This window comes from Photobacterium halotolerans DSM 18316 (assembly GCF_000425165.1).
GTDB lineage: Bacteria > Pseudomonadota > Gammaproteobacteria > Enterobacterales > Vibrionaceae > Photobacterium > Photobacterium halotolerans.
The window spans coordinates 129069-144923 of record NZ_KE384324.1; the positions used below are offsets into that span (position 1 = coordinate 129069).

A 15855-nucleotide genomic window follows, 5' to 3' on the forward strand; every position below is an offset into this window, starting at 1 on the left:
TCGCTTACTTGTGGTAAGGGGCAGACAGCTCATGGACCGCCTCAACAAAGACCCCGGCATTTTCCGGCGGTACGTCGAGATGGATACCGTGGCCCAGGTTAAAGACATGACCCGAGCCTTCACCGAAGCCGGACAGAATACCGGCCACTTCTTCACGAATACGCGCTGGCGACGCGTACAGCATGGACGGATCCATATTGCCTTGCAGGGCCACTTTGTCACCGACACGGCGCTTGGCATCGGCGATATCAATGGTCCAGTCCAGACCCACTGCATCACAACCGGTTGCCGCAATCGCTTCCAGCCACATACCGCCGTTTTTGGTAAACAGGGTCACAGGGACACGACGCCCTTCGTTTTCACGGATCAGACCATCGACAATCTTGTGCATGTACTGCAGCGAAAACAGCTGGTAATCACGCGGGGTCAGTACGCCCCCCCAGGTATCAAACACCATCACTGACTGGGCACCGGCTTTGATTTGGGCATTCAGGTACTGAATCACACTGTCGGCCAGTTTATCCAGCAGTGCATGCAGAACCGCAGGTTCGGCGTACATCATTTTTTTGATTTTTGTAAACGCCTTAGAGCTGCCGCCTTCCACCATGTAAGTAGCCAGCGTCCACGGGCTGCCGGAAAAACCAATCAGCGGCACTTCACCCTGCAAATCTTTGCGGATTTGACGCACCGCGTTCATCACATATTGCAGCTCACCTTCCGGGTCAGGGATGCCTATCTTATCGACATCGGCTTTACAGGTGATCGGACGCTCGAATTTTGGCCCTTCACCGGTTTCAAAATACAGCCCCAGACCCATAGCATCCGGAATGGTCAGGATGTCAGAAAACAGGATAGCGGCATCCAGCGGAAAACGGCGCAGGGGTTGCAAAGTCACTTCGCTGGCCAGTTCAGCATTCTTGCACAGCGACATAAAGTCGCCCGCCACACCACGGGTCGCCCGGTATTCTGGTAGATAACGGCCTGCCTGACGCATCATCCATACAGGGGTGCAGTCAACCGGCTGCTTGAGTAAAGCACGCAGATAGCGATCGTTTTTCAATTCTGTCATTGTCAACATCCTGGCAAATAATTGAGTACATTGTAACACCCCGATCCGCCATCAGCAGCTATGCATTCACCCTGAAGGGTAATTAATGCCGCTTAGCGCACATCGCTTGCAAACAGTACAGTTTGAGCGTCACCGGTTTCATTTTTGGCAATCTAATGTTGCAGATATTTTAATCAATACCCTGACTGTTCTCTGATACTGTTATTAACAGCCAACATCGGCTACTGCAAAGATTGGAGGACCTATGAACCTGCAAGTTGTTATCGAATTTACTGAAACCGGTGTGTACAAAGACCGCTGCTGGGAAAACTCTTTCAAAGCCATGAAAGGACAGCTGCACAAAGTCACCCCGCATTATGCCGCGCATCTGATCAAGCATTCCAAAGCCGTTTTCCGCGGACTGCCAGAAAACCACTCTGGCTAATAGGAGCCTGGCTCCTGTTTCAGTAAAATGTCTTCCTGATATTTACTGGCCACCATCCTTCCGGATTGCTGCTTCCTGCCTGATGGTCTCGCAAGTAGCCTGAATAAGACGATGGGCAATCGTCCCTGGCGGCGCGATCTGCGGTAACTGATCGTGTTTAAACCAGCGGGCATCAACCAGCTCTTCGTAATCCGGACGGATAACACCACTTTGGTGCTCCGCCAGAAATCCCATCATGATATTGGACGGAAACGCCCAGGGCTGACTGCCAAAGTAGCGGATATTGGTCACCTCAATACCCGTCTCTTCTCTGACCTCACGAGCCACACATTGCTCCAGGGTTTCTCCGGCTTCGACAAAGCCGGCAATAACGGTATACATGCCACTTTTGTGGCGGGGATGCTGCGCCAGCAAAATGCTGTTCTCTTTCTTCACCGCAACAATGACACAGGGAGCAATGCGCGGATAATGGTAGCTGTCACAGGCCTGGCATCGCATGGCGTGTGCACTGTCAGCCAATGCCGTTTTCCCGCCGCAGGAAGAACAAAACGCCTGCGTCTCGCACATATGGGATAACTGCATCGCTTTGCCGGCCAGCGCAAACAGATCCTCATCTTCGTGAAGAAATTCCCTGAGCGAATAAAAATTTTTATCGGCTAATAAATCAGGATCTTCCAGCCATCTCACCGGGTGTCCCTGATGAAAACCGATCACTTGGGATCTTGCAAGATCCAAGTCAGTACAGCCTTCCAGTGTAAGTGGTAACTTACCCTTTTCTAAATAAATTCGGCGGTCACGAATAACACACCAGTAGCTGTGTTCTTGCTTTTTTGACATTAGCTGCTCCTCCATCCTTGCAGGGTATCAGTTTTGCTGGCAATCTAAACCTAACAGTGGAATTTGGCTTTGCCATATTGGTACTCTTAGTGTCACTAAGAGTTTGACAGGTATTGTTTTCGGCTCCTGCGTCTTGCGGGGCGATCATGAGGACATGGTCATGCTTAGTAAATTCGAACAAGTGCAAAAACAATGGGGTGGCAACAATGATGTCATCGATCACTGGCTGATGTCGAGGCAACAGCTGCTGATAGATTACTGCAAATTAGCAGGCTTACCTCCCTTTGAAAATAAATCCCGGCAACTTCCCACTTCATCGCAGCTCCAACTCTTCAGCCAGCAACTGGTTGATTACATCTCCGAAGGTCACTTTAAAATTTATGACAAGGTGATGGCAAGATGGCAGGCGACCGGATATTCCCCGACCACAGAAATCTCACAGCTCTACAACAAAATTACGGATACCACAGATCCCTTGCTGAATTTTGCAGACCGCTATTGTGAGATCACAGACGACAGTGATGATTGGGATAATTTTGATAACGACCTGTCTCTGGTGGGTGAGCAAATCGAATTGAGGTTTGAGCTGGAAGATGATCTGATTGAACTGATCAGTGAGAGCTTAGCCGTTCCACCCGGCGCTTAATCACAGCAAGTCATACGTTGTGCAATCAAAAACGGGCAATCAGAATCCCTGATTGCTGTATGCGTCTTTGTCTGTTTAACATCGGCCAAGGCCAAAAATATTCAAGCATCTGAAAACAATTACTGACTGAACAACCACAAATTATTGATTAATAAGAAAAACAAAAGGCACCCCTGAGGGTGCCTTTTTCAGTTTTCGGTCACATAAGAACCAGACAGATCTTAATCTTCGTCGTTCAGACCGGCATTCAGCAGTGCCGCCAGGTCTTGAGACGCCTGCTCGGCATCAACCTGAGGCTCTACCGGAGCCAGATCCGCATCGCGACGGCGCTGACGCTGCTGGTGATAAGAGAAACCTGTACCCGCAGGGATCAAACGACCCACGATGACGTTTTCTTTCAGACCACGCAGCTCATCACGCTTACCGGCAACTGCGGCTTCAGTCAGTACGCGAGTCGTTTCCTGGAACGACGCGGCAGAGATGAAGGACTCAGTCGCCAGAGACGCTTTGGTAATACCCAGCAGATCACGCTCAAACAGTGCAGGCTGTTTGTCTTCAGCAATCAGCTGACGGTTGGCGATGTTCACGCGGGAGAATTCCACCTGCTCGCCTTCCAGGAACTCAGAGTCACCCGGAACCGTAATGGTTACCTTACGCAGCATCTGACGGATGATAGTCTCGATGTGCTTATCGTTAATCTTAACGCCTTGCAGACGGTAAACTTCCTGAACCTCGTTCACGATGTACTCAGCTACCGCGTGAACACCACGCAGACGCAGGATATCGTGCGGCGCTTCCGGACCATCGGCAATCACATCACCTTTCTCAACTTTCTCGCCTTCAAAGACGTTCAGCTGACGCCACTTAGGAATCATTTCCTCATATGGCTGGCCATCAGTTGGCGTGATGATCAAACGACGCTTACCTTTGGTCTCTTTACCGAAGGACACTGCACCTGTGATTTCAGCCAGGATAGCAGGCTCTTTCGGCTTACGCGCTTCGAACAGATCCGCAACGCGTGGCAGACCACCGGTGATATCTTTGGTACCGCCAGATTCCTGAGGAATACGAGACAGCGTGTCACCGATACCAACCGCAGAACCGTCTTCCAGCTGAACAATGGCTTTACCCGGCAGGAAGTACTGCGCAGGCATATCTGTACCCGGAATCATGACATCGTTGCCTTTGTCATCAACCAGTTTCACCATTGGACGCATATCTTTACCTGCACCGGTACGCTCGGCACCGTCCAGGATTACGATAGAAGACAGACCCGTCAGGTCATCCGTCTGGCGAGAAACCGTCACACCATCGATCAGATCCACAAACTGGATATGACCGGCCACTTCAGTAATGATTGGCATTGTGTGTGGGTCCCAGTTCGCCACCACTTCACCGGCTTCAACTGCATCGTTGTCGCCTTTGCCCAGCATCGAACCGTAAGGCAGTTTGTAGCTTTCCTTGGTACGACCGAACTCATCAACAATAGTCAGCTCAGCAGCACGCGAAGTGATCACCAGCTTGCCATCGTTGTTGGTTACGAACTTGGCATTGTGAAGCTTCAGAGAACCTTTGTTCTTCACCTGAATGCTGTTTTCTGCTGCCGCACGCGAAGCCGCACCACCGATGTGGAACGTACGCATCGTCAGCTGTGTACCTGGTTCACCGATGGACTGTGCTGCCACAACACCGACTGCTTCACCCTGGTTAACCAGGTGACCACGAGCCAGGTCACGACCATAACAGTTACGGCAACAACCGAAGTCGTTTTCACAGGTCACAACAGAACGCACTTTAATCTGGTCAACTGAGTTGTCTTCCAGAATGTCACACCACTTCTCGTCCAGCATAGTGTTGCGTTGAACCAGTACTTCTTCAGTACCCGGCTTCAGCACATCATCGGCCACGACACGACCCAGTACGCGATCACGCAGTGGTTCTTTAACATCACCACCTTCGATCAGCGGCATCATAGTGATACCTGCGTGCGTACCACAGTCATCGGCTGTGATCACCACATCCTGGGCAACGTCTACCAGACGACGAGTCAGGTAACCTGAGTTCGCTGTTTTCAGTGCCGTATCCGCCAGACCTTTACGCGCACCGTGCGTGGAGATGAAGTACTGGAGTACGTTCAGACCTTCACGGAAGTTCGCTGTGATTGGCGTTTCGATGATCGAACCATCTGGTTTCGCCATCAGACCACGCATACCCGCCAACTGACGAATCTGTGCAGCCGAACCACGAGCACCGGAATCGGCCATCATGTATACGCTGTTAAACGATTTCTGTTGTTCTTCTTTACCTTCGCGGTTGATAACTGTGTCAAACGACAGGTTATCCATCATCGCTTTAGCAACCTGTTCGTTCGCGGTTGCCCAGATATCGATAACTTTGTTGTAACGTTCGCCAGCGGTGACCAGACCCGACTGGAACTGATCCTGAATTTCTGCAACTTCCGCTTCAGCTTCAGCGATCTTGGTGTACTTAGCGTCTGGTACCACCATGTCGTCGATACCAACAGAGACGCCAGACAGTGCCGCGTAAGCAAAACCTGTGTACATGATCTGGTCAGCAAAAATGACGGTTTGCTTCATGCCCAGCTCGCGGTAACAGGTGTTCAGCAGGTTCGAGATCTGCTTCTTGCCCAGCGCTTCAGTGTTCACCAGGCTGTATGGCAGACCCTTAGGCACGATTTGCCACAGCATGGCACGGCCAACAGTGGTGTCCACCAGCTGGGTGTTTTTCACCAGCTCACCTTGCTCGTTTTTCACGTGCTCAGTGATACGCACTTTAACGCGGGCATGCAATTCAGCGTTACCGGTACGGTACGCTTTCTCTGCTTCCGCAGAGCCGGCCAGGTACATGCCTTCGCCTTTGGCGTTGATCTTGTCGCGGGTCATGTAGTACAGACCCAGTACAACGTCCTGAGACGGTACGATGATTGGATCACCGGACGCCGGAGACAGGATGTTGTTGGTTGACATCATCAGCGCACGTGCTTCCAGCTGCGCTTCCAGCGTCAGCGGTACGTGTACCGCCATCTGGTCACCATCGAAGTCGGCGTTATAGGCCGCACAGACCAGCGGGTGCAGCTGAATCGCTTTACCTTCGATCAACACAGGTTCGAACGCCTGGATACCCAGACGGTGCAGTGTTGGTGCACGGTTCAGCATCACCGGGTGTTCGCGGATCACTTCGTCCAGGATATCCCAAACGACAGCTTCTTCGCGCTCAACCATCTTCTTGGCAGCTTTGATCGTCGTCGCCAGACCACGGGTCTCCAGCTTGCCGTAGATGAATGGCTTGAACAGCTCCAGGGCCATTTTCTTAGGCAGACCACACTGGTGCAGACGCAGGTATGGACCTACGGTGATTACCGAACGGCCTGAGTAGTCGACACGCTTACCCAGCAGGTTCTGACGGAAACGACCCTGCTTACCTTTGATCATGTCAGCCAGAGATTTCAGCGGACGCTTGTTCGAACCCGTGATGGCACGACCACGACGACCGTTGTCCAGCAGTGCATCCACAGACTCTTGCAGCATACGCTTTTCGTTACGTACGATGATGTCTGGTGCAGCCAGATCCAGCAGGCGCTTCAAACGGTTGTTACGGTTGATCACACGACGATATAGGTCATTCAGATCAGAGGTCGCGAAACGACCACCGTCCAGCGGTACCAGAGGACGCAGATCCGGCGGCAGTACTGGCAGTACTGACAGGATCATCCACTCTGGGTTGTTACCGGATTGAACAAATGCTTCTACCAGCTTCAGACGCTTGGTCAGCTTCTTGCGCTTGGTTTCAGAGTTGGTTTCTTCCAGCTCTTCACGCATCAGTTCGATTTCAGCATTCAGATCCATGTTGGCCAGCAGTGCTTTCACTGCTTCGGCGCCCATGCGCGCGTCGAACTCATCGCCCCACTCTTCCAGCGCGTCCAGATACTGTTCTTCAGACAGCAGCTGACTACGCTCAAGATTGGTCATGCCAGGTTCGATAACCACATAAGATTCGAAATAAAGCACACGCTCGATATCACGCAGCGGCATGTCCATCAACAGACCGATACGGGATGGCAGTGATTTCAGGAACCAGATGTGGGCAACAGGAGAAGCCAGCTCAATGTGACCCATACGCTCACGACGTACTTTGGTCTGAGTAACTTCTACACCACATTTTTCACAGATCACGCCGCGGTGCTTCAGGCGTTTGTATTTACCACAAAGACATTCATAGTCTTTGACCGGGCCAAAGATACGTGCACAGAACAGACCGTCACGCTCAGGCTTAAAGGTACGGTAGTTAATGGTTTCTGGCTTTTTCACTTCACCAAAAGACCATGAACGAATCATGTCAGGTGAAGCAAGACCGATTTTGATCGCATCAAATTCTTCGGTCTTGTGCTGTGCTTTCAGAAACTTAAGTAAGTCTTTCACATTCGGCTCCTGTGAGGAGTTGACCCATAAAGGCGCCGTGGCGGCGGCGCCTTCATATTGATACCGGATTCAAGTAGTACTGACAGTGTCAGGCTTACTCGTCTTCCAGCTCGATGTTGATACCCAACGAGCGGATCTCTTTCAACAGTACGTTGAAGGATTCCGGCATACCTGGTTCCATACGGTGATCGCCATCGACGATGTTTTTATACATCTTCGTACGGCCATTCACGTCATCCGATTTCACTGTCAGCATTTCCTGCAGCGTATAGGCGGCACCATAAGCTTCCAGTGCCCACACTTCCATCTCACCGAAGCGCTGACCACCGAACTGAGCTTTACCGCCCAATGGCTGCTGAGTTACCAGACTGTACGAACCGGTAGAACGGGCGTGCATCTTGTCGTCGACCAGGTGGTTCAGTTTCAGCATGTACATGTAACCAACAGTTACAGGACGCTCAAACTGCTCACCGGTACGGCCATCAAACAAATTCAGCTGACCCGATTCTGGCAAGTCTGCCAGTTTCAACAGCTCTTTGATTGAAGGCTCAGGCGCACCGTCAAAGACAGGCGTCGCGATCGGCAGACCTGCACGCAGGTTCTCAATCAGGGTACGAACTTCATCATCAGACATAGATGCAATATCAACATTCTGACGGGTATCGCCCAGATCATAGACCTTCTGCAGGAATTCGCGGAACTTGTGCAGTTCCTGCTGCTCTTTCAGCATCTGATTGATCTTGTCGCCGATACCTTTTGCTGCCAGACCCATGTGCGTTTCCAGGATCTGACCGATGTTCATACGCGAAGGTACACCCAGTGGGTTCAGTACGATGTCGACTGTCTGACCTTTCTCATCGTAAGGCATGTCTTCAACCGGACAAATCTTCGAGATAACACCCTTGTTACCGTGACGGCCGGCCATCTTATCACCAGGTTGAATACGGCGTTTAACGGCCAGATAGACCTTAACGATCTTCAGGACGCCAGGGGCCAGGTCATCACCTTGGGTGATCTTACGACGCTTGGTTTCGAACTTCTTATCGAACTCAGATTTCAGCTCGTCGTACTGCTCAGCCAGCTGCTCCAACTGGTTTTGCAGTGACTCGTCATCCAGAGTCTGAGAGAACAGCTTCTCACGGTCCATGGAAGACACACGCGCGTCATCATAACCGGCAGACAGCAGCAGAGTACGGACACGAGCCAGCAAACCACCTTCCAGGATCTGGAATTCTTCGGTGATGTCTTTCTTCGCTTCTTTCAGCTGCATCTCTTCAATTTCGAGTGCACGCTTGTCCTTCTCTACGCCATCGCGCGTGAAGACCTGAACGTCGATGATGGTACCAGACACAGAGTTAGGTACACGCAGCGACGAATCTTTCACGTCAGACGCTTTTTCACCGAAGATGGCACGCAGCAGTTTCTCTTCCGGTGTCAGCTGAGTCTCACCCTTAGGCGTGACTTTACCAACCAGAATGTCGCCACCCTTCACTTCCGCACCGATGTAAACGATGCCGGACTCGTCCAGCTTGGACAGGGCTGCTTCACCCACGTTCGGGATGTCTGCTGTGATTTCTTCCGCACCCAGCTTAGTATCACGTGCCACACAGGACAGTTCCTGGATGTGGATAGTGGTCAGGCGATCTTCCTGAACCACACGCTCAGAGACCAAGATGGAGTCTTCGAAGTTGTAGCCGTTCCAAGGCATGAACGCGATACGCATGTTCTGGCCAAGAGCCAGCTCACCCAGGTCTGTAGACGGACCATCAGCCAGCACGTCACCACGTGCTACAGGCTCACCCGGCATCACAGTTGGACGCTGGTTGATACAGGTGTTCTGGTTAGAACGGGTGTACTTGGTCAGGTTGTAGATGTCGATACCCGCTTCGCCCGGTACCAGCTCGTCTTCGTTCACTTTGATCACGATACGAGACGCATCTACCGACTGAACCATACCGCCGCGTTTAGCCACCGATGTAACACCGGAGTCTACCGCTACCGCACGCTCAATGCCTGTACCTACCAGCGGCTTATCAGCACGCAGAGTCGGTACGGCCTGACGTTGCATGTTCGCACCCATAAGGGCACGGTTAGCATCATCGTGCTCCAGGAACGGGATCAGGGACGCTGCCACAGATACCACCTGGTTGGTTGCAACGTCCATGTACTGAACGTGGTCACGTGGGTGAAGACCAGATTCACCTTTGTGACGGGCAGTGATCAGCTCATCGGTGAAGCTACCGTCTTCTTCAAGAGCGGCGTTCGCCTGAGCGATAACAAACTGACCTTCTTCAATCGCTGACAAATAATCAATCTGATCGGTAACCTCACCATCAACCACTTTGCGGTATGGGGTTTCCAGGAAACCGTACGGGTTACAACGCGCAAATACAGACAGCGAGTTGATCAGACCGATGTTCGGACCTTCAGGGGTCTCGATAGGACACAGACGACCGTAGTGCGTGGCGTGAACATCTCGAACTTCAAAGCCTGCACGCTCACGCGTCAGACCGCCTGGACCCAGGGCAGAAATACGACGCTTGTGCGTCACTTCTGACAGCGGGTTGTTCTGATCCATAAACTGAGACAGCTGAGAAGAGCCAAAGAACTCTTTCACTGCGGCAGAGATAGGCTTGGCGTTGATCAGATCCTGTGGCATCACAGCATCCAGATCACCCAGACTCAGACGTTCTTTAACTGCACGCTCAACACGTACCAGACCAACACGGAACTGGTTTTCAGCCATTTCGCCAACACTACGGATACGGCGGTTACCCAGGTGGTCGATATCATCCACTTCACCTTTACCGTTACGAATGTCGATCAGCTTACGCATCACGTCGATGATATCGTCGTGATCCAGCGTGCCAGGGCCAGTGGTTTCTTCACGAACCAGAGAGCTGTTGAACTTCATGCGGCCAACCGCAGACAGATCATAGCGATCTTCAGAGAAGAACAGGCTTTCAAACAGCTGCTCTGCCGCTTCACGCGTTGGTGGCTCACCAGGGCGCATCATGCGGTAAATTTCAACCAGCGCGCTCAGACGATCTGTTGTACTGTCGATACGCAGGGTATCAGACATGTACGGACCGTAATCCAGGTCGTTGGTAAACAGCACTTCGATGGCTTTGTGGCCAGCCTGAGACAGCTTCGCCAGAATTTCCAGGCTCAGCTCTTGGTTCGCTTCAACAATCAGCTCACCCGTGTCTTCATTTACGTAATCACGTGCCGACACTTTGCCCACGATGTACTCAACCGGTACTTCAATGTGGTCAACATTGTCTTTCTGCAGCTGACGGATATGGCGCGCTGTAATACGGCGGCCTTTCTCAACGTACACAGTACCGTTCGCTTCGATATCAAAGCTCGCGGTTTCACCGCGCAGACGGTCCGGCACCAGTTCCATGACCAGAGACTTGCCTTGCACTTCGAAATTGATTTTTTCAAAGAACAGGTCAAGAATTTGTTCAGTGGTATAGTTCAGCGCACGCAGAATGATAGACGCAGGCAACTTACGACGACGGTCGATACGAACGTAGACGTTATCCTTTGGATCAAATTCGAAATCCAACCATGAACCACGGTAAGGAATGATGCGTGCGTTATAAAGCACTTTACCTGAGGAGTGGGTTTTACCCTTATCGCTGTCGAAAAAGACGCCCGGGCTACGGTGCAGCTGGGATACGATAACCCTCTCGGTACCGTTAATAACGAATGTACCGTTATCTGTCATGAGCGGAATTTCGCCCATGTAAACTTCTTGTTCTTTAATGTCTTTGACTGTGCCAGCTGGTGCGTCCTTGTCATACATAACAAGACGTAATTTCACGCGCAACGGCGCGGAATATGTCACACCACGAATCTGACATTCTTTGACATCGAACACCGGCTCACCGAGACGATAGCTAACGTATTGCAGCTCGGAATTGCCGTTATAGCTCTGAATTGGGAATACAGAACGAAAGGCAGCTTCTAGACCGTAATGCCCTTCCGGATCCTGCTCGATGAACTTATCAAAAGACTCAAGCTGGATCGACAGCAAGTAAGGTACATCCAATACTTGAGGACGCTTACCAAAATCCTTACGGATACGCTTTTTCTCGGTATAAGAGTAAACCATAGGTTCCTCAGATCGCTGATAAGTGATCCAAACTACCTCTAGTAAGAGGCAGTGACTAATAACATTGTTTGTAGCAGGAACAGCACTGAAGTACAGGCTGTGATTTGCACGGGAAGCGGTTGCAAAACAATGTGAAAAACACCACTACCCTACAGCGCAAAAGGGCCGGTGGCTTTTTAGCCACCAGCCCATAGCCATAAAGGCTAAGAAATTAAGTAATAATTACTTGATTTCAACAGATGCACCAGCTTCTTCCAGCTGAGCTTTCAGAGCTTCAGCTTCAGCTTTCTCAACACCTTCTTTCAGAGGTGCTGGAGCGCCGTCAACCAGAGCTTTAGCTTCTTTCAGGCCCAGACCAGTTGCGCCACGTACTGCTTTGATTACAGCAACTTTGTTACCGCCAGCAGCAGTCAGGATTACGTCGAATTCAGTTTGCTCTTCAGCAACTGCTTCAGCAGCACCGCCAGCAACTACTGCAGCAGCAGCAGTAACACCGAACTTCTCTTCCATTGCTTCGATCAGTTCAACAACTTGCATTACAGACATTTCTGCAACTGCGTCTAGGATTTGCTCGTTAGTGATAGACATAACAATTCTCTTTTAAAGTCAACAATTAGTTTAAATAGCAACCAATAAAAAGCCAAACTTATTAAGCGGCTTCTTTCTGATCGCGAATAGCTGCAATAGTACGAACCAGCTTGCCAGCAGAAGCTTCTTTCATGCACATCATCAGACGTGCGATAGCTTCGTCGTAAGTTGGCAGTTTCGCCAGAACATCTGCATCAGTCAGTACGCCTTCGAATGCAGCAGCTTTGATCTCGAAATTTTTGTTCTCTTTAGCAAAGTCTTTGAAAAGACGTGCTGCGGCACCTGGGTGCTCGGTAGAGAAAGCCAGCAGAGTAGGACCTACGAAAGTGTCAGCAAGACACTCGTAGTTAGTACCTACTACTGCACGACGAGCCAGAGTATTACGAACAACACGTACGTAAACACCCGCTTCACGCGCTTGTTTACGCAGAGTCGTCATAGCACCCACGGCTACGCCACGAGAGTCAGCAACAACTGCAGACAGGGCACCACTGGCAGCTTCGTTGACTTCAGCAACAATTGCCTTTTTGTCTTGAAGGTTTAAAGCCATTGGATTTGCTCCTGGATTGTGTTTACCCACTCACTGCAAAATTGCAGGAGAGTTTGTACGGCGCAGATCCAAGAAAGACAGTATATCAATCATGTTCCTGGCACCGTCTACGTAGGCTGAATTATTAAGTTCAGAGAACACCTACGGTCTGGGACGAAGATCCCGGCAGAATACTGCCCAGATCTTAGCCATTAATTCGAAACGCAGGATTATACATAATCCCAGCGATTCTGCAAATATTAAACGTTAGCGTCCAGAGTATTCTGGTCTAGCGCTACACCTGCACCCATAGTGGTAGAGATGCTAACTTTCTTGATGAAAGTACCTTTAGCTGATGCAGGTTTTGCTTTTTTCAGCGCAACCAGCAGAGATTCCAGGTTAGCTTTCAGTTTGTCAGCGTCGAAATCAACCTTACCGATAGTGGTGTGGATGATACCGTTCTTGTCGTTACGGTAACGAACCTGACCTGCTTTAGCATTCTTCACAGCTTCAGCAACGTTAGGTGTTACAGTACCCACTTTCGGGTTTGGCATCAGGCCACGAGGACCCAGGATAGTACCCAGCTGGCCAACAACGCGCATTGCGTCTGGAGAAGCGATAACAACATCAAAGTTCATTTCGCCTTTCTTAACCAGTTCAGCCAGATCTTCCATACCAACCAGATCTGCACCCGCTTCTTTCGCTGCTTCAGCGTTAGCACCTTGAGTGAAAACCGCTACGCGGACATCACGGCCAGTACCGTGTGGCAGTACAGTTGCGCCACGAACGTTCTGATCAGATTTACGCGCATCGATACCCAGGTTAACTGAAACGTCAACACTTTCTACGAATTTAGCAGTAGCCAGTTCTTTCAGCAGAGCAACAGCTTCGTTGATGTCGTACTCGCGAGTAGCGTCAACTTTCTCACGGATTACGCGCATACGCTTAGTTAGTTTTGCCATTGTCTTAACCCTCAACTACCAGACCCATTGAACGGGCAGTACCCGCGATAGAACGCTTCATCGCTTCGATGTCGGCGCCAGTCATGTCTGCAGCTTTAGTTTCTGCGATCTCTTGGATCTGAGCTTCAGTCACTTTACCCACTTTTTCAGTGTTAGGACGGCCAGAGCCTGACTTAACACCAGCCGCTTTCTTCAGCAGAACTGCAGCAGGTGGAGTTTTAGTAACGAAAGTGAAAGAACGGTCGCTATAAACAGTGATAACCACTGGAGTTGGCAGACCTTTCTCCATTGAATCTGTTTTGGCGTTAAACGCTTTACAGAATTCCATGATGTTCACACCGTGCTGACCCAGAGCTGGACCAACTGGTGGAGATGGGTTTGCCATACCAGCTGCAACTTGCAGCTTGATGTAAGCTTCTACTTTTTTAGCCATTGCTTAATTACCTTAATTTGGGTTCAAACGTCTGCTTTTGGCAAACAGACTCCCCGTCTAACGAAAGGGCGCGAAATTATAGTGTAATTCCACGCCCTTGACAATATGACTTGATTACTTATTGATCAGTTTTTCTCAACCTGACCAAACTCCAGTTCAACCGGAGTTGCACGGCCGAAGATAGAGACCGAGACTTTCACACGGCTCTTGTCGTAATCGACTTCTTCAACCACACCGTTAAAGTCAGCAAACGGACCATCCGTCACGCGAACCACTTCACCCGGCTCAAACACAGTTTTGTGCACAGGCGATTCACTCGCCTGCTGCAGACGATTAAGAATTGCAGCGGCTTCTTTGTCTGAAATTGGCGCCGGGCGGTCAGATGTTCCGCCAATGAACCCCATCACACGAGGAATACTACGTACCAGATGCCAGGTTTCATCATTCATCACCATCTGTACGAGAACGTAACCAGGGAAGAACTTACGCTCGCTTTTGCGGCGCTGGCCAGCACGCATTTCCACCACTTCTTCTGTCGGTACCAATACCTCGTCGAAGTAGTCTTCCATGCCATGCATCTTGATATGTTCACGTAGTGACTGTGCAACACGCCCTTCAAAACCAGAGAAGGCCTGCACAACATACCATCGTTTTTTTGGAGCTTCGCTCATGAACTCTTACCTCTATACACCGGTAACCAGGCGGACCAAACGGACCATAATGCCGTCGATGCCCCACAGGGCTAACGCCATAATGACAGTGACAGCTAAAACGATAAAGGTTGTCTGCGTAGCTTCCTGACGAGTTGGCCACACTACCTTGCGGACTTCCATGCGCGATTCACGGGCAAAAGTGATCGCTGTTTTACCTTTTGCTGTTAGCGCTGCAACACCACCTGCAGCGGCAACCAGGACCACTACAGCTGCGGCACGCAACGCTACAGATACATCACTGTACAGGTAATTACCAACCACCGCGGCTGCCAGCAGGGCAAATACAACAACCCATTTCAGGCCATCCATGCTACTAGAGCTGCTTTGGTTTTCGGCATTCGCTTTCATACAACCAACCTGTAACTTGTCTCAATATAGACGAAAATAACCTCGCAGGTAGCGAGGCTTCTAAGGATAAAGTGAATCCCTTTCGTAACGCTCTGTACACCTTAACGCATTTTTTACTCGGCACACTGACCAAAAAATACGCTAATCTGAGGCGGAGCGTAGAAAAAGGGCATCAAATGATGCCCTTTTTCGTGCCTTGTCGTCAAATATTATTCAACGATCTTAGCAACAACACCAGCACCAACGGTACGGCCACCTTCACGGATTGCGAAGCGCAGACCTTCGTCCATTGCGATAGGTGCGATCAGAGTAACAACCATCTTGATGTTGTCACCTGGCATTACCATCTCAACGCCTTCTGGCAGTTCGATAGTACCGGTCACGTCAGTTGTACGGAAGTAGAACTGTGGACGGTAGCCTTTGAAGAATGGAGTATGACGGCCGCCTTCATCTTTAGACAGAACGTATACTTCAGACTCGAAAGTCGTGTGTGGAGTGATTGAACCAGGCTTAGCCAGTACTTGACCACGCTCAACTTCGTCACGCTTAGTACCACGCAGCAGAACACCAACGTTCTCACCAGCACGGCCTTCGTCCAGAAGCTTACGGAACATCTCAACACCAGTACAAGTCGTAGTGATGGTGTCTTTGATACCTACGATAGCAACTTCGTCACCTACGCGAACGATACCTTGCTCAACACGACCAGTTACAACAGTACCACGGCCCTGGATTGAGAATACGTCT

General features: G+C 50.5%; 13 protein-coding genes. 2 read left to right on the forward strand and 11 right to left on the reverse strand.

All coding sequences use genetic code 11. From position 1 onward, the window contains the following. Nucleotides 1-4 precede the first annotated feature (4 nt). Entirely contained in the window at nucleotides 5-1069 is a 1065-nt protein-coding gene (gene hemE, locus H511_RS0121055) for a uroporphyrinogen decarboxylase (RefSeq protein ID WP_027254122.1), read from the reverse strand. Between the two features lie 244 nt (nucleotides 1070-1313). On the opposite strand from hemE, the gene H511_RS0121060 reads away from it, so the two are divergent. Beyond that, entirely contained in the window at nucleotides 1314-1493 is a 180-nt protein-coding gene (locus tag H511_RS0121060) for a hypothetical protein (RefSeq protein ID WP_081669342.1), read from the forward strand. Between the two features lie 42 nt (nucleotides 1494-1535). Here the strand turns inward: H511_RS0121060 and nudC are convergent, their stop codons facing one another. Next, nucleotides 1536-2330 carry an NAD(+) diphosphatase gene (nudC, locus tag H511_RS0121065; protein ID WP_081669343.1) on the reverse strand — a complete coding sequence of 265 codons (795 nt, stop codon included), beginning with the start codon at nucleotides 2328-2330 and terminating at the stop codon, nucleotides 1536-1538. A gap of 160 nt (nucleotides 2331-2490) precedes the next feature. Between nudC and H511_RS0121070 the strand changes: the two genes are divergently transcribed. Next, entirely contained in the window at nucleotides 2491-2976 is a 486-nt protein-coding gene (locus tag H511_RS0121070) for an Rsd/AlgQ family anti-sigma factor (protein WP_027254125.1), read from the forward strand. A 221-nt stretch (nucleotides 2977-3197) separates the two neighbouring features. Here H511_RS0121070 and rpoC read toward each other — a convergent pair whose 3' ends face one another. The 9 genes from rpoC to H511_RS0121115 form a co-directional block, all read right to left on the reverse strand. After that, nucleotides 3198-7415, reverse strand: a complete 4218-nt coding sequence (gene rpoC, locus H511_RS0121075) for a DNA-directed RNA polymerase subunit beta' (protein ID WP_027254126.1) — start codon at nucleotides 7413-7415, stop codon at nucleotides 3198-3200. A 94-nt stretch (nucleotides 7416-7509) separates the two neighbouring features. Next, nucleotides 7510-11535: a DNA-directed RNA polymerase subunit beta gene (rpoB, locus tag H511_RS0121080; RefSeq protein WP_027254127.1), complete on the reverse strand. Its 4026-nt coding sequence runs from the start codon at nucleotides 11533-11535 to the stop codon at nucleotides 7510-7512. A 222-nt stretch (nucleotides 11536-11757) separates the two neighbouring features. Next, nucleotides 11758-12123, reverse strand: coding sequence for a 50S ribosomal protein L7/L12 (gene rplL / locus H511_RS0121085; RefSeq protein ID WP_027254128.1), 366 nt, complete (start codon nucleotides 12121-12123; stop codon nucleotides 11758-11760). A 61-nt stretch (nucleotides 12124-12184) separates the two neighbouring features. Beyond that, nucleotides 12185-12673 carry a 50S ribosomal protein L10 gene (gene rplJ, locus H511_RS0121090; RefSeq protein ID WP_027254129.1) on the reverse strand — a complete coding sequence of 163 codons (489 nt, stop codon included), beginning with the start codon at nucleotides 12671-12673 and terminating at the stop codon, nucleotides 12185-12187. A gap of 239 nt (nucleotides 12674-12912) precedes the next feature. Further along, entirely contained in the window at nucleotides 12913-13614 is a 702-nt protein-coding gene (rplA, locus tag H511_RS0121095; protein ID WP_027254130.1) for a 50S ribosomal protein L1, read from the reverse strand. Nucleotides 13615-13618: 4 nt separating this feature from the next. Next, a complete protein-coding gene (gene rplK / locus H511_RS0121100; protein ID WP_027254131.1) occupies nucleotides 13619-14047 on the reverse strand; it encodes a 50S ribosomal protein L11 in 429 nt (142 codons plus the stop codon). A gap of 125 nt (nucleotides 14048-14172) precedes the next feature. Then, entirely contained in the window at nucleotides 14173-14718 is a 546-nt protein-coding gene (gene nusG, locus H511_RS0121105; protein WP_027254132.1) for a transcription termination/antitermination protein NusG, read from the reverse strand. Nucleotides 14719-14730: 12 nt separating this feature from the next. Continuing rightward, nucleotides 14731-15108 (reverse strand): preprotein translocase subunit SecE, encoded by a 378-nt coding sequence (gene secE, locus H511_RS0121110; protein ID WP_027254133.1) that lies wholly within the window; start codon nucleotides 15106-15108, stop codon nucleotides 14731-14733. Nucleotides 15109-15317: 209 nt separating this feature from the next. After that, nucleotides 15318-15855: EF-Tu C-terminal domain-related protein (locus tag H511_RS0121115; RefSeq protein ID WP_027254134.1), on the reverse strand; the 538-nt coding region annotated here is incomplete at its 5' end.

Bases quoted from the DNA above. Each gene is read 5' to 3' on its own strand.
- hemE (WP_027254122.1), bottom strand. From the start codon at position 1,069: ATGACAGAATTGAAAAACGATCGCTATCTGCGTGCTTTACTCAAGCAG.
- H511_RS0121060 (WP_081669342.1), top strand. From the start codon at position 1,314: ATGAACCTGCAAGTTGTTATCGAATTTACTGAAACCGGTGTGTACAAA.
- nudC (WP_081669343.1), bottom strand. From the start codon at position 2,330: ATGTCAAAAAAGCAAGAACACAGCTACTGGTGTGTTATTCGTGACCGC.
- H511_RS0121070 (WP_027254125.1), top strand. From the start codon at position 2,491: ATGCTTAGTAAATTCGAACAAGTGCAAAAACAATGGGGTGGCAACAAT.
- rpoB (WP_027254127.1), bottom strand. From the start codon at position 11,535: ATGGTTTACTCTTATACCGAGAAAAAGCGTATCCGTAAGGATTTTGGT.
- rplL (WP_027254128.1), bottom strand. From the start codon at position 12,123: ATGTCTATCACTAACGAGCAAATCCTAGACGCAGTTGCAGAAATGTCT.
- rplJ (WP_027254129.1), bottom strand. From the start codon at position 12,673: ATGGCTTTAAACCTTCAAGACAAAAAGGCAATTGTTGCTGAAGTCAAC.
- rplA (WP_027254130.1), bottom strand. From the start codon at position 13,614: ATGGCAAAACTAACTAAGCGTATGCGCGTAATCCGTGAGAAAGTTGAC.
- rplK (WP_027254131.1), bottom strand. From the start codon at position 14,047: ATGGCTAAAAAAGTAGAAGCTTACATCAAGCTGCAAGTTGCAGCTGGT.
- nusG (WP_027254132.1), bottom strand. From the start codon at position 14,718: ATGAGCGAAGCTCCAAAAAAACGATGGTATGTTGTGCAGGCCTTCTCT.
- secE (WP_027254133.1), bottom strand. From the start codon at position 15,108: ATGAAAGCGAATGCCGAAAACCAAAGCAGCTCTAGTAGCATGGATGGC.